Here is a 25,470-nt window from a genome sequence, read left to right on the forward strand (position 1 = left end):
TTATGGCAACAATAATTACAATGCCTCGTTTGAGCGATACGATGACGGAAGGAACGGTAGCGACTTGGCTAAAAAAAGTAGGTGATAAAATAAGCGAAGGGGACATCCTTGCCGAAATTGAAACTGACAAAGCAACAATGGAATTTGAGTCTTTTAACGAAGGTACCCTTTTACACATAGGAATACCTGCAGGTGAAACTGCTCCGGTTGACTCGTTATTAGCAATTATAGGAACTGAAGGAGAGGATATTTCGGCATTACTAGCAGGAAAACCAACTGATGCAGCTCCAGTAAAAGAAGAATCAAAAGGAACTGAGGAAACAAAAGTTACTGAAGAAACAACTTCTACTCCTGAAGTTACAAAAGCTGCAGCACCTGCCACAACTTCCTTACCAAAAGGAGTTGTAGTTATTACTATGCCGCGTTTAAGCGACACTATGACCGAAGGAACCGTAGCGACTTGGTTGAAAAAAGTAGGCGATTCAGTTGCCGAAGGAGACATTCTTGCTGAAATCGAAACCGATAAAGCAACAATGGAATTCGAATCTTTCAATGAAGGAACTTTATTATATGTAGGAATCGAAGAAGGAAATGCAGCACCAGTGGACAGCCTTTTGGCAATAATTGGACCAGCAGGAACGGAAATTTCCGGAATTGCAGAAAATTACAAAACTGGCGGAGCACCACAAGCAGCACCCGCAGCTGAAGAAGAGAAAGAAAAAGAAGTTGCTTCGACAGAAAAAAGTTCAGAGCCAGTGGCTCAAAAACCAGTTGGTCAAGAGCCATCAACTGACGGACAACGAATTTTAGCATCACCATTGGCAAAGAAAATTGCTAGTGATAAAGGAATCCAATTGACACAAGTAAAAGGTTCTGGTGAAAATGGACGTATTGTAAAAAGCGATATCGAAAACTTCACACCACAAACCACTGCTGTTCCAGTGTCGACAACTTCAGCACCAGCTAAAACTGACACTGTAGCTGCTCCAAAACCATTTGTTCCGGCGGGAGAAGTTTTCACAGAAGAAATCAAGAATTCGCAAATGAGAAAAATCATTGCGAAACGTTTAGCAGAATCTTTATTCACGGCACCACATTACAACTTAGTGATTGAAGTAACTATGGATGAAGCAATGAAATCAAGAGTTATCATCAACAACGTTCCAGATACAAAAGTATCTTTTAATGATATGGTGATAAAAGCGTGTGCAATGGCTTTGAAAAAGCATCCAAAAATAAATTCTCAATGGAGAGAAGATTCAATTCTTATCAACCATCATGTGAATATTGGAGTTGCTGTAGCTGTTGAAGATGGATTAGTAGTTCCTGTATTACGCTTTACAGATGCTATGAATTTATCTCAAATTGGCGGAAGCGTAAGAGATCTTGCAGGAAGAGCTAAAAACAAAAAATTATTACCTACAGAAATGGAAGGAAGTACTTTTACAGTTTCTAATCTTGGCATGTTTGGTATCACAGAATTCAATTCTATCATTAACCAACCCAATTCTGCTATACTATCCGTAGGAGCTATTGTAGAAAAACCGGTGGTTAAAAATGGTCAGATTGTTGTAGGAAACACAATGATGTTATCTTTAGCTTGCGACCACAGAACAATTGATGGTGCTACTGGAGCTCAATTTTTACAAACATTGAAACAATTTATAGAAAACCCAGTTACGATGCTCGCGTAATAACTCGGTTCTTAAAATACAAATCCCGTCTTGTTTATAAAACTTGACGGGATTTTTTATTTATTCTTCTCTTCTATCCATCGCGACATATATTTTGTGCTTTTTAAAGTATGATGCTGCAACATGGCTCCCATAAAATTATTCAATCGATGTTGGTGTAAATTAGAGCTTAAAAATTCTATTTTTTTTCTAAAGTCAGTCTCGAATAAACCTTTAGAATAGCGTTGATTGATTATCACCATTCCATTTTTTTGGGCTTTACCCCAAATTGTTTTGTCTTGATACAATCGTACTGCCGTATCCACAAAATCAGCTACATCATCCGTAATAAAACCATTCCAAGGCAAATCACCATGCATGGATTCAGACCCGATAGAGGTCGTGATACTTGGTGTTCCACATTGCATGGCTTCCAATAATTTCCCTTTAATACCCGCACCAAAACGCAAAGGAGCCAAAACAACCCGTGCTTCTTTAACTACTGCTTGAGCGTTATTAGCTCTTCCCTTTATTAAAAAACCACCCTTACTATTATGCATTTGCAGTACTTTTTGTGAGGGGTAAGCCCCATAAATATTTAGAACAGCTTCGGGAACTTGTTTTTTTAGTAAAGGCCAAATGGTTTCTTTTAAATACTGAACGGCATTCCAATTGGGCTCATGAAGAAAATTTCCGATAAAAACAAAGTCTTTTCGTTCTTCGAAAGTCGGTAATTCCTCCATTTCGAAACGCGTACTTGGTTCCAATAAAAATGGCAAATAATACAATAAAGATGCATCTATTTTAAATGAAGATTCTAAAAGTTCCATTTCAAATTCGGAAATCATCAAAGACATATCACAACGTAAAATACTCGCGATTTCACGTTTCGCAACCTCTTCAACAAATAAATCAGTTGTCATAAAAGAACGGTTTTCTTTGAATGCTTTCTGGCGCGCCAATCGCAGACAATGTAAATCTTCAGTATCCAATACTCGTAATGCATTAGGACACTTTTCAGCTACACGCCAACCAAATTGCTCCTCCATCATAAAACGATCAAACAAAACCACATCTGGATTCAGGACTTTTATAAAAATATCAAAACTGGAATTATTAAGTTCAATAGATTTTTTTTCTACTTTGTACTCTTGCAAATCAACCATGAAATGACTGTTTTGTGCAGGACTAGCAAACGTAATGCAAAAGCCTTGTGTTTTAAAAAGCGAAATCAATTGCATCATCCTTCCTCCCGCCGCAGACGAATTGGGTTCTGGCCAAACAAAACCAATAACTAAAAGCTTTTGAACTTGATTCATAGTATTATAAAATTTCAATTGCAAAATAATACTATTTTGACTTCAATCCAGTCATTTCAACCTAAAATAGATTATAATACACTAATTTTGTATTGAACAAATTCCAATACAATGTTAGGATTAAAATTAGCCACAGACCCGCGTTGGGTCAATATAGTTGAATCAAATATAGAAGAAATCTTGACGGATCATGCTTGGTGCGAACAAAAAGCAGCTTCTAATGCAATCAGTTTAGTTACTTACAACTCCGAATTAGAGGAATTAGTAACCGAGATGCTTGTTATTGCAAAAGAAGAATTAGATCATTTACAGTTAGTCCATAATTTAATTAAAAGCAAAGGACTAACTTTGGGTAGAGAAAGGAAAGATCATTATGTGAATGAACTTTTTAAGTTTATGAAAAAAGATGGAAGCCGAAAAGATGCACTTTGTGACCGATTATTATTTTCAGCAATGATTGAAGCCAGAAGTTGTGAACGATTTAAAGTCCTATCAGAAAATATAAAAGATGTTGAATTAGCTACTTTTTACAGAGACCTCATGATTTCTGAAGCAGGCCATTACACTACTTTTTTGGGTTTTGCGCGAAAATATGCTGACAATATAGATGTAGACAAACGCTGGAAGGAATGGATTGAGTTTGAAACTTCAATAATCACCAATTATGGAAAACAAGAAACCATGCACGGTTAGATCCTATACAACTCCTAATCTATTTTAAATAAAAAGCAGGACACTATTAAGTATCCTGCTTTTTATTTAAATATATAACCTCGCAAATTATTTCACGATCATAAACTCCGAACGCCTGTTGAGCGCATGTTCTAATTCGGTACATTTTTCTTGACAGTCAATTTTAGCATCTGATTCTCCAAACCCTTTGCCTGATATTCTATCTACACTAATTCCTTTTGAAACAATATATGCTACAGTAGCATTCGCTCTTCGTTGTGAAAGATTTAAATTATAGGTATGTGTACCTCTTGTATCAGTATGAGCCTTAACATAAATTTTGAGTTTGTCATTTTGCGACAGTACATACACTAATTTATCGAGTTCAACTGCACCTTTCTTGGTCACATTACTTTTATTGTATGTGAAATAAATAGGCTTCAATATAACTTCTGTATCAGTCACAATCACATCAATTGGATCAATTGGGGCATCAATAATAAATTTTTCTCCATTAATCTTAGTGACTGGAAACGATTTAGAAATATAGCCATCTTTAAATACTCCTATGGTATATGATTTTTGACATTTTACTGTATAGAGCACTTCACCCTTCCCATTAGTTGTTTTAGTGTCTAAAATTGTCTTTATTGAATCTAGAATAACTACTCTAGAATTATCTAATAACTTTCCTGTTTTAGCATCTTTTACGACAGTAAGAATCTGTCCTTCACATACTGGTATCGCACCGTAAATATGATCAATACCACTCCGATTACTGGATAAATATCCAATATTTTTTTCCTTATTAATAGTAAAGGCAAAATCATTCTTCTCAGAATTTACTGGCTTTCCAAGATTATAAGGCTCTGCTCCTTTTTTCAAATTAACCGAAAAAATATCATAACCGCCAAAACCCGTCAATCCATTTGATGAAAAGTACAAAATTGAATCATCCGAAACAAAAGGAAAATTCTCATCACCGAGTGTGTTAATTTTATCTCCTAAATTTTCCGGAGTTCCAAAAGTCCCGTCGCTATTCACAATTACTTTCCAGATATCAGTTCCCCCTACTGAACCTACCATATTGGAAGCAAAATAAAGAATTTTGCCTTCTTTGTCTATAGATGGATTACCCACAGAATAACTTTTACTGTTGAATGGCAACGGGGTTATATCGCCCCATTTACCATTTTTTTTAATTGCTTTGTAAAGACTAACCTGACCAAACTTCAGTTTAGTGTCTTTTGCTTTTTCAAAAAGTTTATCTTGAAAACTTTCACTCGAAAAATACATAACGTTACCTTCTTTAGTCATTGTAACCGGGCCTTCATGAAACCTAGTATTTAATTCATTAACAGGAATTGGCTCTGAATAACTCCCATCAGCATTATAAGTAGATTGGTAAATATCCAAAAAGGGTTCATCATTCCAACCATAAATTTTATTACTCTCGTTTCTAGCACTTACAAAATAAAGTTGATTTCCAGACAGTATAGCCCCAAAGTCAGACCTTTTAGAATTTAATGAAATTTTATTCACCTCAAAAAGTTTTTCCGTATTGTTTAATTTCGTAAGATAATTTGGATCTTTATTAAATGCAATAGCACGTTGATCACTGGGTGCCATATTTGCAAATATTTTCATTTGAACATTTGATTCCGCATATTTCCCATTAGATTTAAGCATTTGAGCATATCTATAATGGGTATTGGTGTCTTGCTGGGTTTTTAACGCTTCGGCATACCACTTTTCAGATTCTACGGAATTATTCATGTTATAATAACAATTTCCGAGTTGCTTGCTGACATAAGGATCTGAATTTCCATTTTTTACTAGAGTCAGATACTCCGCAACAGCTTTGCCATATTCGAAACTTTCAACTAATTTATCTGCTTTTTTAGTCTCTTTATTTTGTGCCATAACTGCGAAACTGGTAAGCACCAAAAACAATAAAATTATATTTTTTTTCATCAAGTAGAGTGATTAAATTTTTAGAAAAATCTAGGAGAACGGGATACTTTTTTAGTTTCAAATAAATCATAAAGTAATAGAAACTCATGTGAAGAGGGTGCAGTTACTCTCAAGTCAGAAACAATATGATCATAAGCATATCCAATTCTTAATTCAGGAGTAACGGCGAAATTAATCATCCCACCAAAACTATCTTGCAATCTATAAGTAGCGCCAATTTCGAATTTTTCTTGAAATAAAAAATTAGCTGAAAGATCTAAAGAAGGAGTTACGTTAAATGCAGATTTTAACATTATAGAAGGCTTAAATTTCAATTCATAATTTAAGTCAAAAATATATCCAGCAGTTAAAAAATAGTGCGATACATCAGATCCATATTCACGCCCGTTATAATCTAAATGTGCTGATTTAATCATATTAGGAATCGATAATGAAACGTAATATTTGTCCGTATAATAAAACAATCCTGATCCTAAATTCAATGCCGTATTATTAATATCCTCTCCAAAAACACCTTCGTTGGGATCTGGTAAACTCGATTGAATATCTCTAAGTCCTACTTTATGGAAAGACACACCAGCTTTTAGTCCAAATGCTAATCGTTGAGTATCCCCTAATTTCAAAGTATACGAGAAATCTCCAAATACATTTTGTTCTGTTACTGGCCCAACTTTATCTGAAATAAAGGATATTCCAACACCTACATTCCTTCCTGCAGGCGTATGTGCTGAAAAAGTAAAAGAAGCTGGCGAATCTTCTATGTTAACCCATTGTTTTCTATACAATAGACCCAAAGACAGACTCTCTTTGGAACCGGCATAGGCTGGATTTATAACATTCATATTATACATATATTGGGTATAATGTGGATCTTGTTGCGCTTTTACATCCATAAATATAAGGAGAGTAAAAAGAGACATCAATAGTATTTTGTTCATATCTATATATTTTTCGGTTTGTGAGTCTACTAAATGTTGAGCACTAATAGATCTTTTATTTACTGTTTTTCTCTGATTAGATAAATCCAACCTGTAGTTGACTCACCACTATTAAACTCTATAACATAGTAATAAGTCGCACTTGGAAGTTCTTCCCCTTTGTTAGACTGTCCGTTCCATTGATCTGTATAATTAGATTGGCTGTACACCTTTATACCATATCTATTAAATACCTCCAGTTTTTTTACACTCATTGATCTTAAATCAAAAAAGTCATTCGAACCATTTCCATCCGGTGAAATTCCTTTTTGCATATTACAATAAATAGATTCAACAACTATATTACCAGATGTCTCACAACCAGTATTTACTGAAGTTACTGTAAGTGTATATGCTACAGGAAATACAACTTGTCCACCTGGAGTTGAAGCGATAACATTCGTAACATTTAATACATTTGAATTAGTTCCCACTGGATTTCCGAATTTATCTTTCCATTGATACGACACATTATTGGGATCATAGGTTCCTGATATTGGATTAGCGGTTAAAGTATATTCTTTATTTTCACAATCACCAACAGTTTCAAATTGAATTTGTGGAGGAATAGCATTTATAGTCAGTACTGAACCTACCGCTATACACGCTACACTATTTGTAAATCGCACACTTATTGTATATCTACCAGGTGCCAAATTAGTAAAAACAGCACTATCTTGGTATGTATTCCCTACACTGTACTGAACATTAGTCTGACCCGTAATTTCAATGCTACCGGAAGGAATCAAGCAGGTTGGCTGGATAATTTTAAACAAACTTGGCGTCATAGGTAAAGCAGGAAGTGGATCAATAATCACCTTTATACTACTTTGTACTGAACAAGTAGGATCAGCTATATTTCTAACATATAAAGTGTAAGTATTAGGTCCCAAGCCTGTAAAACTATTTGAAGTTTGAAAAGCAGTTCCATTCAAACTATATTCAACACCAAGTTGAGAAGCTATTACTATCGTTCCAGATGGAACAGCACATGTCGGCTGAACAATACTTGTTGTTGTAGGAACAGTAGGAGAAGTTGGAATCACATTTATAGTTACCATTGATACTGATGACTTGAGACAAGTGGCATCAATTGTACTTCTTATATACAAGGTATAACTATTTGGAGGTAGCCCAGTGAAGGTGTTAGAAACTTGAAATGCAATTCCATCCAAACTGTATTCTACTCCCGGTTGTGTTGTTATTACGATTGCCCCGGTTGGAGAAGCACAAGTTGGCTGAACTACACTCGCTGCTGTAGGTGTAAGTAATATTTGTATTGCATTAATTGTGATAACTGATGCCGATTGAGCTGTACATGTTCCATCTGTTATATTTCTCACATATAATGTATAATTATTGGGTGTCAATCCTGAAAAAGTATTGGAAACTTGGTATGTCGTCCCATTTAAGCTATACTCTACCCCTGATTGTGTTCGGATTGAAATACTTCCTGATGGCACTGCACAAGTTGGCTGAACTAAGCTAGCCGTAGTTGGAACAATTGGAGGGACTGGAATCAGATTAATCGAAATTGTCGAGGAGGAAGTAGTTAGACAAGTAGTGTCCGTTGTATTTCTTACATATAATGTATAGTTATTAGGTGCCAATCCTGAAAAAATATTAGATGATTGATAGGTCGTACCATTCAAACTATACTCTACTCCAGATTGTGTGGTGATTGAAATACTCCCCGACGGTATTGCACAAGTTGGTTGAACTACACTAGATGTTGTTGGTACAACTGGTGGAGTTGGAACTGCATTAATCGTAATTGGGGTTGCAGATGGAGTCACGCAAGTGGCATCCGCCGTTTTTCTTACATATACTGTGTAGCTATTAGGTATTAATCCTGGAAAAATATTAGACGTTTGATAAGTCGCTCCATTTACACTATACTCTACTCCTGTTTGTGTAGTAATTGAAATAGTTCCTGATGGTACAGCACAAGTTGGCTGAACAACACTAGACGCAGTTGGAACAAGTGGGGGATTTGGAGCAGCATTGATAACAACTGAAATGTTAGATGGAGTCACACAAGTGGTATCTGCTAAATTTCTCACATACAATGTGTAACTATTGGCAGTCAATCCTGAAAAAGTATTGGATACTTGATAGGTTGTTCCATTTATACTATACTCCACCCCTGATTGTGTTGTAATTGAAATAGTTCCTGATGGTACAGCACAAGTGGGTTGAACAACACTAGACGTTGTTGGAACAAGTGGAGGATTTGGAGTAGTATTGATAATCACTGAAGTGTTAGATGCCGTCACACAAGTAGCATCTACTAAATTTCTTACATACAATGTGTAACTATTGGCAGTCAATCCTGAAAAAGTATTGGATGCTTGATAGATTGTTCCATTTATACTATACTCCACCCCTGATTGTGTTGCAATTGAAATACTTCCCGATGGAACAGCACAAGTTGGCTGAGCAACACTAGCAGTTGTTGGTGCAACTGGTGGAGTTGGAACTGCATTAATAATGATACTAGATGATGATGAAGTCACACATCCGGTATCCGATATATTTCTTACAAATATCGGATAACTATTTGGCGTCAAACCTGAAAAAACATTGGATGCTTGGTACGCTATTCCATTTAAGCTATACTCTACCCCTGATTGTGTTGAGATAGAAATGCTTCCTGACGGTACCGCACAAGTGGGCTGAACAACACTAGAAGTTGTTGGGATAGAGACAAAATTCATCATGACATTTGCTTCTGAATAACAAGGAGTTAATGCAGCCGAAGAGACTATAACTGGATTTGGATCTTTTAAATTATAATCTACTGCTCCATTCCCATAATGCAAACTACTGGTCCGTTCAGGACTTAAAAAGGAATTTGCAACTACAAAATTAGTTTCATCTTGGTCAGCCACAGTCATGGCAAAAAATTTAATATCACCTGTTGTATAACCCAAAAGTGATTTCAAAATTTCAACTTCAAAACCTAAATTATAGTCATTAATACCTGTATTATTCTTGTTTACCCCCATAACAGAAGATGCGGTTCCCGTACTAGCATTTCCTAAATTTGTTTTAATAGAAGTTCCTGTTTTTAATTCAATTATATCTGAAATATAATTGGTTTCTCCTGCATCTGTTCCAATAACAAGACAATAATCTGCTTGGAAATATGAATCAAAAGTATTTAAGGAATTATTAAAAAAGTTAAATCCATTTACTAAAGGAATAGGTCCAGTTTCATCACCATAATTCGAAACATTAAAACCTCCTACTTTTGTATCAAGAAATAATAAAATTCTTCTATTACTTAATGATTTTCCAGCGATTCCAAATACTAATTTATCCTCTGTAGAACTAATTTTTAGCGAATTAATATAACCCGTTGTTGAATTTAGGGACAACGGTGCGGACAAAAAATTATCTTCTAAAGGTCCTGTACCCCATGCTTTTTCTGTTATATTTCCGTCAAAAACTACTGCAAACCGCGTACGTACTCTAACCACCTGACCATCTGTTAGAGTATTAGTAACAAACATTTTATTAGTTGACATAGCCTGTTTAACAACACCATCTACAGAGAATTCAAATAAATCACCTCCACCTGTTGCAGTAAAAGTGACAGATGTACCTAAACATAAAGGCGCAGATGGGTTATTAGCAGGAGAAGCCGTTAATGATACAGCTGGAGGAACAAGATAAACAGAAGCAACCACAGGTACACGAGTACTAATATCGTTACCCAATCTACTTTGTACATAATAGGTACGAGTAGTACTTATGCTAGGGCTATAAATACTTCCTGTAAATATTGGTATTACAGAAGATTGGGAAACAAACCATTCAATAGTTTCGTTACCATTTACTCCAAATGCATAAACATTAATTTGCACAGGATTAATACCATTACTACAAGAACTCCCTGCCGTGGTGATAGGAGGCGGCAAAATAGCTAAAATTCTGGAGCTTCTTGCAACTCTTGTTTTTTTTTCCTTTTTCTTTATAGTATCAGATGAAATTAATTTAAAATTTAAATTATTAAAACTCAAATTATCTTCTAAATTTTTAGCCTTTAAAGAATAACCTAACAATAAATGAAAGAGCGAAAATAAAAGTAAAATTTTCTTCATAAACAAAATTTTGTTGTTAATATACAATAATGTATAATTGAATAACTAAAAGTAAAGTTTTATTTTCATTGAACAAATCATATTTTAATAAAAAATTAACTAATTAAAATCTAAAAATCTAAAGTGCTAGTTATTCAGCGAATATGTGATTTTATATTTTAAACACAACCCATTTAGCTTTAAAAAACATAAGGAATTACATATTTTTTAAAATTTAAAAAGATAAAATCACTTTTCATAAATTTCTTGTTTTGACATAAAATTCACTAATAAAGTTAAACCTCATATAATATAATACAAGACTAAAAGTATAATAAATTAAAATTTCACATAACATCCAAAAAAAAATCATATAAATATCCTGATACTTTTGAGTATTAATAATGTTATAATTTCTCGGAAAATTATTTATGGAAAAATGTGTCAATACTAATTGATATTATTTAAAAAGAGGGCAAAAAAAAACCTATTCAAATAAATGAATAGGTTTCTTTAAAGAAAGGCGACGACATACTCTCCCACATAACTGCAGTACCATCTGCGCAGGCGGGCTTAACTACTCTGTTCGGGATGGGAAGAGGTGAGCCCCGCCGCAATAACCACCTTAAGAGGTTATAATTGCTTTGGGCAATTACTGTAATGTTGTTTATACTACTATAAACACCAATCACATAATATCTTAACATACTGAGATAAAGAAAATAAAAAGTATTAGAAAGTTTCTTCCCCGGGTTGCCCCGGGGAAAAGCGTACATAAGCTTACGGGTTATTAGTACTACTCGACTATGACATTACTGCCTTTACATCTATAGCCTATCAACGTAGTCATCTCCTACGACCCTTAAAAGAAATCTCATCTTGTGGTGGGTTTCGCGCTTATATGCTTTCAGCGCTTATCCCTTCCAAACGTAGCTACTCTGCGATGCCACTGGCGTGACAACAGATACACTAGAGGTTTGTCCAATTCGGTCCTCTCGTACTAGAATCAGATCCACTCAAATTTCTTGCGCCCACAGTAGATAGAGACCGAACTGTCTCACGACGTTCTGAACCCAGCTCGCGTGCCACTTTAATGGGCGAACAGCCCAACCCTTGGGACCTTCTCCAGCCCCAGGATGTGACGAGCCGACATCGAGGTGCCAAACCCCCCCGTCGATATGAGCTCTTGGGGGAGATCAGCCTGTTATCCCCGGCGTACCTTTTATCCTTTGAGCGATGGCCCTTCCATGCGGAACCACCGGATCACTATGCTCTACTTTCGTACCTGATCGACCTGTATGTCTCTCAGTCAAGCTCCCTTATGCCATTGCACTCTACGCACGGTTACCAAGCGTACTGAGGGAACCTTTAGAAGCCTCCGTTACTCTTTTGGAGGCGACCACCCCAGTCAAACTACCCACCAAGCAATGTCCCCCGCATAGCGGGGTTAGGCCTCAGACAAACAAAGGGTTGTATTTCAACAATGACTCCACAACGCCTAGCGACGCCACTTCACAGTCTCCAACCTATCCTACACATCATTTGTCCAAGGTCAATACTAAGCTATAGTAAAGGTGCACAGGGTCTTTTCGTCCCACTGCGGGTAAGCGGCATCTTCACCGCTACTACAATTTCACCGAGCTCATGGCTGAGACAGTGTCCAGATCGTTACACCATTCGTGCAGGTCGGAACTTACCCGACAAGGAATTTCGCTACCTTAGGACCGTTATAGTTACGGCCGCCGTTTACTGGGGCTTCATTTCAATGCTTCTCCGAAGATAACATCTCCACTTAACCTTCCAGCACCGGGCAGGTGTCAGGCCCTATACTTCATCTTACGATTTTGCAGAGCCCTGTGTTTTTGATAAACAGTCGCCTGGACCTCTTCACTGCGGCCAGCATTGCTGCTGGCGACCCTTCTCCCGAAGTTACGGGTCTATTTTGCCTAATTCCTTAGCCATGAATCTCTCGAGCACCTTAGGATTCTCTCCTCGACTACCTGTGTCGGTTTGCGGTACGGGTACTTATTACCTGAAGTTTAGAGGTTTTTCTTGGAAGCCCTTAGGCGCACTATCTCTTTGTCCGAAGACTCCGAGTACTATCGTATTTCCCCAAGCCGCGTGGATTTGCCTGCGCAGCTTATAGGTAGGTACTTCAACGAACTATTCCGTCAGTTCGCGGCGCTTTCATCACTCCGTCACCCCATCACAGTAATAACTAGTACGGGAATATTAACCCGTTGTCCATCGACTGTCCCTTTCGGGTTCGCCTTAGGTCCCGACTAACCCACAGCTGATTAGCATAGCTGTGGAAACCTTAGTCTTTCGGTGTGCGGGTTTCTCGCCCGCATTATCGTTACTTATGCCTACATTTTCTTTTCTCACCGGTCCAGCATACCTTACGATACACCTTCTACCCTGTGAGAATGCTCCCCTACCACTTAGAGTAAACTCTAAATCCATAGCTTCGGTAATATACTTATGCCCGATTATTATCCATGCTCGTCCGCTCGACTAGTGAGCTGTTACGCACTCTTTAAATGAATGGCTGCTTCCAAGCCAACATCCTAGCTGTCTGGGCAGACAAACCTCGTTCTTTCAACTTAGTATATATTTGGGGACCTTAGCTGATGGTCTGGGTTCTTTCCCTCTCGGACTTGGACCTTAGCACCCAAGCCCTCACTGTTATGAAACATTATATAGCATTCGGAGTTTGTCAGGAATTGGTAGGCGGTGAAGCCCCCGCATCCAATCAGTAGCTCTACCTCTATATAACTTTACGCATAACGCTGCACCTAAATGCATTTCGGGGAGTACGAGCTATTTCCGAGTTTGATTGGCCTTTCACCCCTACCCACAGGTCATCCGAAGACTTTTCAACGTCAACCGGTTCGGACCTCCACTATGTGTTACCACAGCTTCATCCTGCCCATGGGTAGATCACACGGTTTCGCGTCTAACACTACTGACTAAAGCGCCCTATTCAGACTCGCTTTCGCTACGGATCCGTGGCTTAACCACTTATCCTTGCCAGCAACGTTAACTCGTAGGCTCATTATGCAAAAGGCACGCCGTCACCCCACGAAAGGGCTCCGACCGCTTGTAAGCGTATGGTTTCAGGATCTATTTCACTCCGTTATTCACGGTTCTTTTCACCTTTCCCTCACGGTACTGGTTCACTATCGGTCTCTCAGGAGTATTTAGCCTTAGCGGATGGTCCCGCCAAATTCAGACAGGATTTCTCGTGTCCCGCCCTACTCAGGATACCACTATCGTTATCTTCTATTACTTATACAGGGCTATCACCTTCTTTGGCTCTACTTTCCAGTAGATTCTAATTCTATCCGCAACAAATAACGTGGTCCTACAACCCCAATATTGCCGTAACAACATTGGTTTGGGCTAATCCGCGTTCGCTCGCCACTACTTACGGAATCACTTTTGTTTTCTTCTCCTCCGCCTACTTAGATGTTTCAGTTCAGCGGGTTTGCCCACCTATCGGTGTACTATGTCTTCAACATAGTGGGTTGCCCCATTCAGGTATTTACGGATCATATCGTGTGTGCCAATCCCCGTAACTTTTCGCAGCTTATCACGCCTTTCATCGCCTCTGAGAGCCAAGGCATCCCCCATACGCCCTTATTTTGCTTATTGTACCAACACATTATTTAAAATGTGCCGTTTCTTTTACTTGTCTATAAATAAACAAGCAAAAAATGCTTTCTACTTTTTATTATTTTCTTATCTCAATATGTCAATGAACTTTTATGCTGAATTTATTTCAACATCTTGTGGAGAATAACGGAGTCGAACCGTTGACCTCCTGCGTGCAAGGCAGGCGCTCTAGCCAGCTGAGCTAATCCCCCAATCTAATTATGAATTGTGAATTATGAATTATGAAATACTTTCATAACGCCTCAACTCTAGAATTTCTTCTTTTATTTAAGTCTAAAATAGTTGTCTCGGACAGACTCGAACTGTCGACCCCTACATTATCAGTGTAGTACTCTAACCAGCTGAGCTACGAGACACTCTTATTCTTAAATGGTATTATTTGAACTAACAGCAAGAGTAATATAATTTCAACATTTGTTTCCTTCTCGAACTTTCGTCTTCTTTCCCAAAAGTGTTGTTTACACAACTAACATTCGGGCTCTAGAAAGGAGGTGTTCCAGCCGCACCTTCCGGTACGGCTACCTTGTTACGACTTAGCCCTAGTTACCAGTTTTACCCTAGGCAGCTCCTTGCGGTCACCGACTTCAGGCACCCCCAGCTTCCATGGCTTGACGGGCGGTGTGTACAAGGCCCGGGAACGTATTCACCGGATCATGGCTGATATCCGATTACTAGCGATTCCAGCTTCACGGAGTCGAGTTGCAGACTCCGATCCGAACTGTGACCGGTTTTATAGATTCGCTCCTGGTCACCCAGTGGCTGCTCTCTGTACCGGCCATTGTAGCACGTGTGTAGCCCAAGGCGTAAGGGCCGTGATGATTTGACGTCATCCCCACCTTCCTCTCAGTTTGCACTGGCAGTCTCGTTAGAGTTCCCGACATGACTCGCTGGCAACTAACGACAGGGGTTGCGCTCGTTATAGGACTTAACCTGACACCTCACGGCACGAGCTGACGACAACCATGCAGCACCTTGTAAATTGTCTTGCGAAAAGTCTGTTTCCAAACCGGTCAATCTACATTTAAGCCTTGGTAAGGTTCCTCGCGTATCATCGAATTAAACCACATGCTCCACCGCTTGTGCGGGCCCCCGTCAATTCCTTTGAGTTTCATTCTTGCGAACGTACTCCCCAGGTGGGATACTTATCACTTTCGCTTAGCCACTGAGATTGCTCCCAACAGCTAGTATCCATCGTTTACGGCGTGGACTACCAGGGTATCTAATCCTGTTCGCTACCCACGCTTTCGTCCATCAGCGTCAATCAATTAGTAGTAACCTGCCTTCGCAATTGGTATTCCATGTAATCTCTAAGCATTTCACCGCTACACTACATATTCTAGTTACTTCCTAATAATTCAAGTCAGACAGTATCAATGGCCGTTCCACCGTTGAGCGATGGGCTTTCACCACTGACTTATCTGACCGCCTACGGACCCTTTAAACCCAATGATTCCGGATAACGCTTGGATCCTCCGTATTACCGCGGCTGCTGGCACGGAGTTAGCCGATCCTTATTCTTACGATACCGTCAAGCTCCGACACGTCGGAGTGTTTCTTCTCGTATAAAAGCAGTTTACAATCCATAGGACCGTCATCCTGCACGCGGCATGGCTGGATCAGGCTTGCGCCCATTGTCCAATATTCCTCACTGCTGCCTCCCGTAGGAGTCTGGTCCGTGTCTCAGTACCAGTGTGGGGGATCTCCCTCTCAGGACCCCTACCCATCGTTGCCTTGGTAAGCCGTTACCTTACCAACTAGCTAATGGGACGCATGCTCATCTTTCACCGATAAATCTTTAATATATAAATGATGCCATTCATATATACTATAAGGTATTAATCCAAATTTCTCTGGGCTATTCCTTTGTGAAAGGTAGATTGCATACGCGTTACGCACCCGTGCGCCGGTCTCTAGTTCCGAAGAACTATACCCCTCGACTTGCATGTGTTAAGCCTGCCGCTAGCGTTCATCCTGAGCCAGGATCAAACTCTTCATCGTATATTGTACGCTTGAATAAATTCAAGCTATTGTTATTCGACTAAATTCTAGTGGTTTTTTCAAATCTCTCGATTCTATTACTCTTTATTCTTTTGTCTTAAGATCTCTCTTAAAACGGCTGTCAATTCAATATGTCTAGGAACGTGTTCTTCTTTGTTTCTCTCTTCGTTTGATTCATATTGTGTCTCTCTGGAAGCGGGTGCAAAAGTACAACTTCTTTTTTCAACTGGCAAGAAAATTTTGAAGTTTTTTTAGAAATATTTCTATCTCTCTTTCTTCTCGTTTTACTACCAATCTGTCAAGGAACATTGCGCGTTTTGCGGGGTGCAAATGTAACTTCCGTTTTCTAATCTCACAAGCTTTTTACAATCTTTTTTTGAAAATAAATTTTCTCCTTGATTCGTTTTTCTTGCCAGTGTTTAAAAGAACGTATGCGTCATTGCGGGTGCAAAACTACACCCTTTATTCGCTTTTACAAGCTTTTTAATCGCTTTTTTTTGACCTTTTCTTAACCTAATCTTTAACTAGCTGATATCAAGTTTTTTGAAACCAAATCTTTTTAAACAAAACTACAATCAAACAACTAGTAAACTCGTTTTATTGTCAAAATACCCTATTTCAGTAAGGAAAGGGTATCATCAGAAGTATTGCTTTGTTTGATACATCTTTCGAAATTTAAACATCATTGCGCTATTTGTAGCTCATCACTACGCTTTGCTCTTTCAAATCTTACTTCCGTGTCATTATTCAAACACAAATTAAACTAACTAATGGTTTTGTCCTATACATTATGTAGAACTAAATTGTGCTATTACTTTTTCACTCCTATATATGGTATCATAATATTGCTCGAAATAACTAAAAATACTGGCTTACCAAAGTTTGCGTTAGGGATAGCAGCGAAAAGCCCAAAGGAAAACGAAATGAAATGGAGTTTTGCGAGGACTTACAGCGAATAGCTCGACTCCTTATATAAACAGAGGCAACTATCCTTTTAGATAATTGCCTCTCGTTATATAAGGTGGAACGCCAAAATGAAAATCTAATCGAAACGTATGGCTTTGACTGGTGAAATTTTGGTTATTATATAGGAGGGAATTAATAGTACCACGAAACAAACGGTCACGGTAAGCAGGTTCAATAAAAGTATGTATCCCCAATTGAGATAAACTGGTGCTTGATTGACGTAATAGTTCTCGGGATTCAATTGGATTATACCGAATTGTTGTTGGGTTAACAATAATGAAATTCCAATTAAGTTCCCCCAAAACAGTCCTCTTATAATAAGGTAAAAGGCATTGTAGAGAAATATTTTTCTCACTGACCAGTTATTGGCACCTAATGCTTTTAGTATCCCTATCATTTGGGTTCGCTCAAGAATCAGTACCAATAGTGCTACTACCATATTGATGGTGGCTACAAGTATCATGACTACTAATATAACAATGATATTGAAATCAAATAGTTGAAGCCACTCGAATATATAACTGTATTTCTCAATTATCGTTTTGCTGTCTAATGTTGATGCTGTTTTAGCATAAACCTGCTCTCCGGTAGATTCTATCGTATTAAAATCGTCTACAAAAACTTCGAAAGCACCAATTTGATCTGGAGCCCATTTATTGATACGCTGCATGTGCCGAATATCACCTATTATATAGGTGGCATCGAATTCTTGAAAACCGGAATTAAAAATCCCTGTGATTTTAAATCTTCGGATGTTGGGCAACTGATTTTGATTTTCTTTAATGAAGAATGTATTGAACATATCATCAACTTTCAAATTTAATCTATTGGCAAGGAATTGTGAGATTAGCACTTCTTGATTGACATTTTTTGAATAATCCGGTAATTTACCAGACACAAGATATTCCTTTATATTGTCCCATTTATAATCGTCTCCAACTCCTTTGAAAATAATTCCTTCAAAAGCATTTTCAGTTCTTATTATTCCAGCTTTACTAGCGATCGCTTGAACATGGCTTACTCCAGGTACGGTGGTAAACTTTGGATAAAAATCTTGCTTTTTAGAAATTGGAATTAATGTAACTTCGGATTGATTGTTGTCATAATTTGAAATAATAATATGTCCGTTGAAAGCAGAAACTTTTTCTCTGATTTTTTGTTGCAATCCGATTCCTGTAGCAACAGAAACTATCATCATTATCATTCCAATGGCAATTGCCGAAATAGCAATTTTTATAATTGGCGCAGATATGCTACTTTTATACTCTTTAGCAGTGATAAGGCGTTTGGCGATGAAATACTCTAAATTCAATTTGATTGCGTTTCTAATTTGGATTTGCTCCGCCAGTTTGCGTTGCCTTAGCCAAAAATACAGCTAAAACACGAATTACACTAATTGGCCTTAATTTTATTTGAACCGCTCTATGAAACCATTTTTCAAAAAATTACTGTGTTTTGTGTTTTTAACAATCACTTCGACCTCTTGCTTAGCCCGAAAAGCAGCCCTCAGCACTATAAAATCGGATTTAGAAAGACGTAAAAACAATTCATCCGGAACAATACTAACCGGAGCCGAGAACTATGCCAATTATCTCCCATTATTAAAGAATAAGAAAATTGGGATTGTAACGAACCAAACTGGAATCCTTACTAACAAAATTCATTTAGTTGATTTTCTATTAGAGAAAAATATCGCTATTCAAAAAATATTTGCACCTGAACATGGTTTTCGAGGAACGGCTGATGCGGGTGAACATGTAGTTGACGGAAGAGATTCTAAAACTGGACTGCTAATTATTTCTCTATATGGCGGTAATAAAAAACCGAAACCTGATCAATTGGCCGGGATTGATATCATTGTATTTGATTTGCAAGATGTTGGAGCACGATTTTATACGTATATTTCTTCGTTGCATTATATTATGGAAGCATGCGCCGAAAATAACATTCCGCTTATACTTCTTGACCGACCGAATCCTAATATAAGTATTATTGACGGACCCGTTTTAGAAACAGCATTTTCTAGTTTTGTGGGTATGCATCCAGTTCCACTGTTACACGGAATGACAATTGGCGAGTATGCACAAATGATAAATGGTGAAAAATGGTTACAAAGCGGTGCACAATGTAAACTGACCGTAATTCCCTGTATTAATTACAACCGTACAATGAATTATAGTTTACCTATAAAACCTTCACCAAATCTTCCGAATGACCAAGCCGTGAATCTATATGCGAGTTTGTGTCTTTTTGAGGGAGCCAATGTGAGCGTTGGAAGAGGGACTGAAAAGCAGTTTCAGATTTACGGCTCTCCTTATTTAGCGAAAAGTAACTTTAGCTTTATTCCAAAACCAAATTTAGGGGCACAAAATCCTGTTTACAATGGTATAGAATGCAATGGTCAAGATTTATCAAAACATTCAAGAGTAAATCAATTAGAATTAAAATGGTTGATTGAAGCCTATCGGGCCACAACCGATAAATCAAAATTTTTCAATCCTTTTTTTACAAAATTAGCAGGAACTAAAAAACTGCAACAGCAAATAGAAAATGGAACTTCGGAAAAGGAAATTAGGGAAAGTTGGAAGAAAGGGTTAACTGAGTTTAAGGCAATGAGAATGAAATATTTGATATATTAAAAAAGAAACAAGAAGCAAGACTTGCCATAAATTAGTTATAAAGGCAATTTCCTTTTCATTTCCTCTACGATATTAAACGCTGCCGGGCATATCGCAACGTTTTTTAGAGTTAAATCTGTAATTTGTTGAAACTTTTTTCGGTCCGTATGCGGAAATTCTCTGCACGCTTTTGGACGGACATCATATATCATACACGCATTTTCATTATCCAGAAAAGTACAAGGAACACTTTGCAATACATAGTCTCTGTCTTCATCGATTTGAAGATATTGCTGGATAAATTGTTGAGGCTTTTGGCGTAGGTATTTTGAAACACGTTCAATATCAGCATCTGTAAATAAAGGTCCCGTAGTTTTACAGCAATTTGCACACTTCAAACAATCCATTTTCTTGAATTCAGCATCATGCAAATCCTGCATCACGTAATCTAAATTCTTTGGTGTCTTCTTTTTCAGCTTGTCGAAATACTTTTTGTTTTCGATATGCTTATCTTTGGCTTCTTTAGGAAGATTGTTTATAATAGTATTCATGCGTAGATTCGGGTTATTCAATAAAACATTCTGCAAAATTACTTAAAACAAATCAACAAATAACTAAATTAACACAGCAACTCTAATGAAAGACCTTTTTGGCAAAGCCATACTTGATTTTCAAACCAATAATTCACCAGAAGATTTAATTACAGAAACCACGATATCTGAAGAAGACGAAATGAGCGTTGCTTATTTGTTTCGTTCTTATGATGAAATGCCTAAAATGGAACAAAAAGCGCTACAACTGGCCAAAGGTAAAATTCTGGATGTAGGTTGTGGTGCAGGAAGTCATAGTTTGTCTTTGCAAAATGAACGCAATTTAGACGTTACTTCAATCGACATTTCTCCTAATGCTATCGAAGCGTGTACCCTTCGCGGACTAAAAAAAGCAAAAGTTCAGGATGTACTGACATTAGAAAACGAGAAATACGATACGATACTCCTATTGATGAATGGTGCTGGAATGTGCGGAAAACTGAAAAACATCCCGAATTTCCTTTTAAAACTAAAATCTTTATTGAATCCTGGCGGACAAATTCTGTTAGACAGTTCTGATATAATTTATATGTTTGATGATGATGAAGACGGTGGAAAGTGGATTCCTTCCCAAAATGAATATTATGGCGAAATTATTTTTAATATTTCATACAAAGGCGAGAAGGAAAAACCATTCGACTGGATGTTTATTGATTATAATACTCTGCAAAATGCCGCTTTAGACAATGGATTGCAATGCGAGTTGATTCTTGAAGGCGAGCATTTTGATTATTTAGCAAAACTATCCATTTAGACAACACATAAAAATCAATTATAGAATGGAAAATTCAGTATTGGAAAAATTACGTTATCCCATTGGGAAATTTGTGACGCCGAAAAATTATTCAACCGAATATCTCCATAATAAAACAGCAGAAATCGCAAGTTTCCCAGAACGATTAAAAAAAGAAGTGATTCATTTAACTGAGGAACAACTCGACACACCATACCGTCAAGATGGTTGGACGATTCGTCAAGTCATTCACCATTGCGCCGACAGTCACATGAATTGTTTCCTTAGAATCAAATGGACATTGACTGAAGACAAACCTGTAATAAAAGCGTATCATGAAGATCGTTGGGCAGAATTACATGATAATACAACAATGCCAATCCAGCCTACACTTTCATTTCTGGAAGGATTGCACTTTCGTTTGGCTTATTTAATGAATAGTCTTACCGAAGCCGATTTGGAAAAGTCCTTCATTCATCCCGAGCATGACACGGAATTCAACCTGAAAGAAATAATCGCAACCTATGCTTGGCATGGAAACCACCACTTAGCTCATATCACCGAATTAAAAAAACAAAAAAGGTGGTCCTTTTAGGAGCTATTTCCAGCTATTCGCTATATCTGGGCTAGGCAATACGATTACAAAAAATAACTGAACTATCTATTAATTCAAAACCCCAAACAGCAATTGTTGTTTGGGGTTTTCAATTTTAAGGAATATTTAAATATTTATGTGTTTGCAGCGATACGCGCCATTTCGGATTGTTCATAACATATTCAACAATCAACGGAGTCATTTCTTCTTTTTTACTCCATTCTGGCTGCAAGAATAAAATAGCATTATCATTGACTTTTTCGGCTTGCTCTTCGGCAAAAATAAAATCGTGCTTATTGTAAATGATTACTTTTAGCTCGTGTGCATTATCGTAAACCGTTTGAGTTGGTAATTTATTCTTTTTTGGAGACAAACAAATCCAATCCCAAGTTCCCGTAAGTGGGTACGCTCCAGAAGTTTCAATATGTACTTTTCTACCTTTTTCTTTTAGATTTTGCGTTAGCAAATTCATATCCCACATTAAAGGTTCTCCACCAGTAACCACAACAGTTTCTGAATACTTACTTGCATTCCTAACAATTTGATCAACACTAGTAGGTGGGTGCAATTCAGCATTCCAACTTTCTTTAACATCACACCAGTGGCAGCCCACATCACATCCACCAATCCTGATAAAGTATGCAGCAGTACCTGTGTGAAATCCTTCTCCCTGAATGGTGTAGAATTCTTCCATCAATGGAAGCATTGCTCCTTTATTGACTTCTAATTGTATTTCCTTTGATAACATTATTTAATTTTAAAAACGCAAAGATAGTTAATTTGAAAAGGAGTTAATTTGAAAACTTAGACTAAAGTAATAAAGTTTCAATAGTTAAAATGATTTGATAATTAGACTCATCACTAAAAAAACAGTTAAATCCACAAAATAAGTGAGTGTCTACTTTCGTAACAACCTAAATTACTAAATCGATGGCATAAAAAAACCGATAGTTTTCACTATCGGTTTTTTGAGTAAAAAAAAATTATTTTAAAATTTTAATAGATTCTAAAGCATAACTATTTGTTGGATCTAAAGCTAATGTCTTTTTAAAGTATTCTATGGCTTTAGGTTTATCCGTATTAGCGAAACTTGCTGCCATATTGTTGTAGCTTTCTATAATTTTAGCTTTTACTGCTGGTTTGGAAGTTTCTTCAACTCCTAATTCAGTAGTTTTTGATATATAATCTTCATAATTTTTAACCATTAAATCATCTTTTTCAAGCAATCTATTATTTCTTGCTTTATAAAGATAAGCCTCAAGATATGTTGGAGAAGCGACTAATACTTTTTCGAAAGCGGCGTCAGCTTTTTGCAAAGCGACAACATCAACTTTTACATCTTTTCCTTTATTGATATTAGCATAGTAATTAGCTAATCCAAAATACACATTATCATCAAGATAATTTGTTGACTCTTTAGTATTAGCGCCAAATTCAAATATTGCAGCTGACTCTTTGTATAATTTTTGCGTAAATAAGTTTTTACCAACTTCGCTTAAATCCTGAACTGCTAAAGGTTCCATTTCTATAGACTTCTTAATGTCCACTAAACCTGCTTGAAAAGCAATTGGATCAATTGAAAGTTTGTCTGCGCTAGTACCTTTCTTAATTTTAGTCAATCCTAAATACAAATAATCTAAAGCTATCGCTTTGTTTGCTGGAGCATTGATGAAACTTTCTAATGATTTGATAGCTACATCAACATTACCGTTTTTATAAGCAGCGTATCCTAAATAGCGATAGATTCTTGGATTAACTTTATCCAACTCGATCATTTTATTAGCTTCTGCTTCAAGAGCTACATAATCTTCAATTAAGATAAGAAAATCAGCACGACGCATTCTAGAATGAATCGAATAATCTGTTAAAGACATGTATTTATCATAGTATCCCATTGCAGTCTTATAATTCACTGCAGCTTGTGAAGGCTTATTACGAGCTATTTTGTAATATGTTTCAGCTAATTCTCTGTAAACAGGTCCATAAGCAGGATTTAATGCGATAACTTCGTTGTATGCTTTCAACGCTTCGTCATAGGATTTAGCTCCTTTCAACAAAACACCTAATTGCATTTTAGCTCTAAGCAAAGTATTATCTAATTGAAAAGCACTTCTATAGGCTACATAAGCTTCATTTTGTTTGCCTTCGCCATAATAAGCGTCTCCTAAAGCAAGTTGCAGTTGCGCATCTTGAGAATTATTAATTGCTGCACGAGTCAAAATTGCAATAGCACTTTTATAATCGGGCTTTGTAGCATTCATGTATGCTCTGGCTATGTATACAAATTCCTGAACATCTTTTTTTCTCATGTCTTTAGTAGCAAGAGCAAATTTTGCCTGAGCGCCAGCAAGATCATTTTTATCTAAATCCATTTGACCTAAACCAATATAGTTCAATTTAGCACTTTCAGAAGCTGTTAATCCATTTTGAAAATAGATTTTAGCAGAATCCTCAACACTTTGTGTAAGATAAATATTTCCTAAAGTATAAAAAGCCATTCCATTTGAAGGTTTCGCTTTAATAATTGATTTCAAAATTGTTTTTGCACTTTCAAATTGCTCTGCATCTATCGCTTTTTTTGCTTGATTAATGTCTTGAGCTTGAGTCGTAAAAGCTGAAGCCAACAAGGCCACGCTTAAGGCTGTTAATTTATTCATTGTCATTGTAGTTAATTTATTTTTCATTGTTTTGGCTTTTAATTATTGTAAATTTCCTTGTTGGAATACGTACAGGTAACAATCCAGATTTTAAAATTATTCTTTGTCCGATATCACCGCCTACGAATGATGCAAAACCCATTCCCAAACCAGAGTATCCTTGACAATTTATTATATACAAATCACGTGCCAAAGGGTATTTTTTTTCTGCTATATTATTTTGTGATGGCAAAAAGTACTCCTTACTTGTAAGCCCTTTTACACTTAACGTATTTACATTATCAACAAAATTTTGCATTGCTGGTAGAGGCTGAGAAAGCCAGTTCACCCCTACGACCCCAATCATTCCAACATTTTGCGATACGTGCTTTATAACTTCGTCATTAGTTTTAAAAGAGAAAACACCTTTTTGAGGAATAGATTTAATACCCGCTAATGAATTCATGTACCGCACTGTACTGGAATTTAAATTATCAAATACCAATCCTTTAATAGCTGGAATTGATTTACCTTGCATAAAACTTATAACATCTTTTAGCGCTATAATTGTGTCTTTATTATTTTTATTAGAAATAAAAGCAACAGCATCCGTGGCAAAAACGGTTATTTTAGGATTAATTTTTCTTTGTTGAAAAATCTTAAGTTCTTGTGCAGTCAATTTTCTGGATAAAACTGCAATCGCTCCTTTTTCATTGAATAAAGAATTTACAGTTTCAGATTCAGATTTTGAAACAATTTTTATTTTAGCCTCGTAATTATTTTCAAAAACAGCTACTTGATCTTCAATTATAGGAGTCAAAGTTTCATCAACAAAAATAGATGTTGAACCTTTCAAAATAGTTTCATCATTCTTTGAACTATTCGTTTGATTACAAGCAATGATTAATATACTTACTAGGACAAAAATAAAATACGGAAGTTTAGCATAGTTTTTCATA

At 36.9% G+C, this 25,470-nt stretch carries 15 protein-coding genes, 2 tRNA genes and 3 rRNA genes; 5 read left to right on the plus strand and 15 right to left on the minus strand.

All coding sequences use genetic code 11. From position 1 onward, the window contains the following. Positions 1–2: 2 nt before the first annotated feature. Positions 3–1,694, plus strand: coding sequence for a dihydrolipoamide acetyltransferase family protein (locus tag AC0608_RS02085; RefSeq protein WP_478287965.1), 1,692 nt, complete (start codon positions 3–5; stop codon positions 1,692–1,694). A gap of 56 nt (positions 1,695–1,750) precedes the next feature. On the opposite strand, the gene AC0608_RS02090 is transcribed toward AC0608_RS02085, so the two are convergent. Continuing rightward, the gene (locus AC0608_RS02090; RefSeq protein ID WP_478287966.1) at positions 1,751–2,992 is read right to left on the minus strand and encodes a glycosyltransferase; all 1,242 of its coding nucleotides are present in this window, start codon (positions 2,990–2,992) and stop codon (positions 1,751–1,753) included. Between the two features lie 111 nt (positions 2,993–3,103). On the opposite strand from AC0608_RS02090, the gene AC0608_RS02095 reads away from it, so the two are divergent. After that, positions 3,104–3,685: a MiaE family protein gene (locus AC0608_RS02095; protein WP_417961223.1), complete on the plus strand. Its 582-nt coding sequence runs from the start codon at positions 3,104–3,106 to the stop codon at positions 3,683–3,685. A gap of 87 nt (positions 3,686–3,772) precedes the next feature. Here the strand turns inward: AC0608_RS02095 and AC0608_RS02100 are convergent, their stop codons facing one another. From AC0608_RS02100 to AC0608_RS02145, 10 genes are all read right to left on the minus strand, one after another. After that, positions 3,773–5,638 carry an OmpA family protein gene (locus AC0608_RS02100; RefSeq protein ID WP_478287967.1) on the minus strand — a complete coding sequence of 622 codons (1,866 nt, stop codon included), beginning with the start codon at positions 5,636–5,638 and terminating at the stop codon, positions 3,773–3,775. 20 nt (positions 5,639–5,658) lie between these two features. Continuing rightward, a complete protein-coding gene (locus AC0608_RS02105; protein WP_417961227.1) occupies positions 5,659–6,576 on the minus strand; it encodes a PorP/SprF family type IX secretion system membrane protein in 918 nt (305 codons plus the stop codon). 59 nt (positions 6,577–6,635) lie between these two features. Beyond that, complete coding sequence (locus AC0608_RS02110) at positions 6,636–10,721, minus strand: T9SS type B sorting domain-containing protein (protein WP_478287968.1); 4,086 nt, start codon at positions 10,719–10,721, stop codon at positions 6,636–6,638. 497 nt (positions 10,722–11,218) lie between these two features. Next, positions 11,219–11,328, minus strand: a 5S ribosomal RNA gene (gene rrf / locus AC0608_RS02115). Between the two features lie 142 nt (positions 11,329–11,470). Next, a 23S ribosomal RNA gene (locus AC0608_RS02120) occupies positions 11,471–14,354 on the minus strand. A 138-nt stretch (positions 14,355–14,492) separates the two neighbouring features. Continuing rightward, a tRNA-Ala gene (locus AC0608_RS02125) sits at positions 14,493–14,566 on the minus strand. 91 nt (positions 14,567–14,657) lie between these two features. Continuing rightward, a tRNA-Ile gene (locus tag AC0608_RS02130) sits at positions 14,658–14,731 on the minus strand. Positions 14,732–14,859: 128 nt separating this feature from the next. Further along, positions 14,860–16,373, minus strand: a 16S ribosomal RNA gene (locus AC0608_RS02135). The 16S, 23S and 5S rRNA genes sit together here with 2 tRNA genes alongside, the layout of an rRNA operon. Positions 16,374–16,450: 77 nt before the next feature. Then, positions 16,451–16,606 carry a hypothetical protein gene (locus AC0608_RS02140; protein ID WP_478287969.1) on the minus strand — a complete coding sequence of 52 codons (156 nt, stop codon included), beginning with the start codon at positions 16,604–16,606 and terminating at the stop codon, positions 16,451–16,453. Positions 16,607–17,415: 809 nt separating this feature from the next. Further along, a complete protein-coding gene (locus AC0608_RS02145; RefSeq protein WP_417959379.1) occupies positions 17,416–18,651 on the minus strand; it encodes an ABC transporter permease in 1,236 nt (411 codons plus the stop codon). Positions 18,652–18,763: 112 nt separating this feature from the next. Here AC0608_RS02145 and AC0608_RS02150 point away from each other — a divergent pair, with 112 nt between their 5' ends. Further along, positions 18,764–19,978: an exo-beta-N-acetylmuramidase NamZ family protein gene (locus AC0608_RS02150; RefSeq protein WP_478287970.1), complete on the plus strand. Its 1,215-nt coding sequence runs from the start codon at positions 18,764–18,766 to the stop codon at positions 19,976–19,978. A 35-nt stretch (positions 19,979–20,013) separates the two neighbouring features. Here AC0608_RS02150 and AC0608_RS02155 read toward each other — a convergent pair whose 3' ends face one another. Then, a complete protein-coding gene (locus AC0608_RS02155; RefSeq protein WP_417959377.1) occupies positions 20,014–20,508 on the minus strand; it encodes a YkgJ family cysteine cluster protein in 495 nt (164 codons plus the stop codon). An 85-nt stretch (positions 20,509–20,593) separates the two neighbouring features. Here AC0608_RS02155 and AC0608_RS02160 point away from each other — a divergent pair, with 85 nt between their 5' ends. Together AC0608_RS02160 and AC0608_RS02165 are read left to right on the plus strand one after the other, a co-directional pair. Then, complete coding sequence (locus AC0608_RS02160) at positions 20,594–21,301, plus strand: class I SAM-dependent methyltransferase (protein ID WP_478287971.1); 708 nt, start codon at positions 20,594–20,596, stop codon at positions 21,299–21,301. Between the two features lie 25 nt (positions 21,302–21,326). Next, positions 21,327–21,875, plus strand: a complete 549-nt coding sequence (locus AC0608_RS02165; protein ID WP_478287972.1) for a YfiT family bacillithiol transferase — start codon at positions 21,327–21,329, stop codon at positions 21,873–21,875. A 115-nt stretch (positions 21,876–21,990) separates the two neighbouring features. On the opposite strand, the gene AC0608_RS02170 is transcribed toward AC0608_RS02165, so the two are convergent. From AC0608_RS02170 to AC0608_RS02180, 3 genes are all read right to left on the minus strand, one after another. After that, positions 21,991–22,623 carry a 7-carboxy-7-deazaguanine synthase QueE gene (locus tag AC0608_RS02170; RefSeq protein WP_478287973.1) on the minus strand — a complete coding sequence of 211 codons (633 nt, stop codon included), beginning with the start codon at positions 22,621–22,623 and terminating at the stop codon, positions 21,991–21,993. Between the two features lie 235 nt (positions 22,624–22,858). Beyond that, positions 22,859–24,559: a tetratricopeptide repeat protein gene (locus AC0608_RS02175; RefSeq protein ID WP_478287974.1), complete on the minus strand. Its 1,701-nt coding sequence runs from the start codon at positions 24,557–24,559 to the stop codon at positions 22,859–22,861. Beyond that, the gene (locus AC0608_RS02180; protein ID WP_478287975.1) at positions 24,549–25,469 is read right to left on the minus strand and encodes a PstS family phosphate ABC transporter substrate-binding protein; all 921 of its coding nucleotides are present in this window, start codon (positions 25,467–25,469) and stop codon (positions 24,549–24,551) included. Before AC0608_RS02180 ends, AC0608_RS02175 begins: the two co-directional genes overlap by 11 nt. Position 25,470 lies beyond the last annotated feature (1 nt).

It is taken from the genome of Flavobacterium sp. GNP008 (assembly GCF_056428965.1).

What these genes read in the sequence shown, in the direction of transcription:
- AC0608_RS02085 (WP_478287965.1), top strand. Translation starts at nt 3, where the DNA reads ATGGCAACAATAATTACAATGCCTCGTTTGAGCGATACGATGACGGAA.
- AC0608_RS02090 (WP_478287966.1), bottom strand. Translation starts at nt 2,992, where the DNA reads ATGAATCAAGTTCAAAAGCTTTTAGTTATTGGTTTTGTTTGGCCAGAA.
- AC0608_RS02095 (WP_417961223.1), top strand. Translation starts at nt 3,104, where the DNA reads ATGTTAGGATTAAAATTAGCCACAGACCCGCGTTGGGTCAATATAGTT.
- AC0608_RS02100 (WP_478287967.1), bottom strand. Translation starts at nt 5,638, where the DNA reads ATGAAAAAAAATATAATTTTATTGTTTTTGGTGCTTACCAGTTTCGCA.
- AC0608_RS02105 (WP_417961227.1), bottom strand. Translation starts at nt 6,576, where the DNA reads ATGAACAAAATACTATTGATGTCTCTTTTTACTCTCCTTATATTTATG.
- AC0608_RS02110 (WP_478287968.1), bottom strand. Translation starts at nt 10,721, where the DNA reads ATGAAGAAAATTTTACTTTTATTTTCGCTCTTTCATTTATTGTTAGGT.
- AC0608_RS02150 (WP_478287970.1), top strand. Translation starts at nt 18,764, where the DNA reads ATGAAACCATTTTTCAAAAAATTACTGTGTTTTGTGTTTTTAACAATC.
- AC0608_RS02155 (WP_417959377.1), bottom strand. Translation starts at nt 20,508, where the DNA reads ATGAATACTATTATAAACAATCTTCCTAAAGAAGCCAAAGATAAGCAT.
- AC0608_RS02160 (WP_478287971.1), top strand. Translation starts at nt 20,594, where the DNA reads ATGAAAGACCTTTTTGGCAAAGCCATACTTGATTTTCAAACCAATAAT.
- AC0608_RS02165 (WP_478287972.1), top strand. Translation starts at nt 21,327, where the DNA reads ATGGAAAATTCAGTATTGGAAAAATTACGTTATCCCATTGGGAAATTT.
- AC0608_RS02170 (WP_478287973.1), bottom strand. Translation starts at nt 22,623, where the DNA reads ATGTTATCAAAGGAAATACAATTAGAAGTCAATAAAGGAGCAATGCTT.
- AC0608_RS02175 (WP_478287974.1), bottom strand. Translation starts at nt 24,559, where the DNA reads ATGAAAAATAAATTAACTACAATGACAATGAATAAATTAACAGCCTTA.
- AC0608_RS02180 (WP_478287975.1), bottom strand. Translation starts at nt 25,469, where the DNA reads ATGAAAAACTATGCTAAACTTCCGTATTTTATTTTTGTCCTAGTAAGT.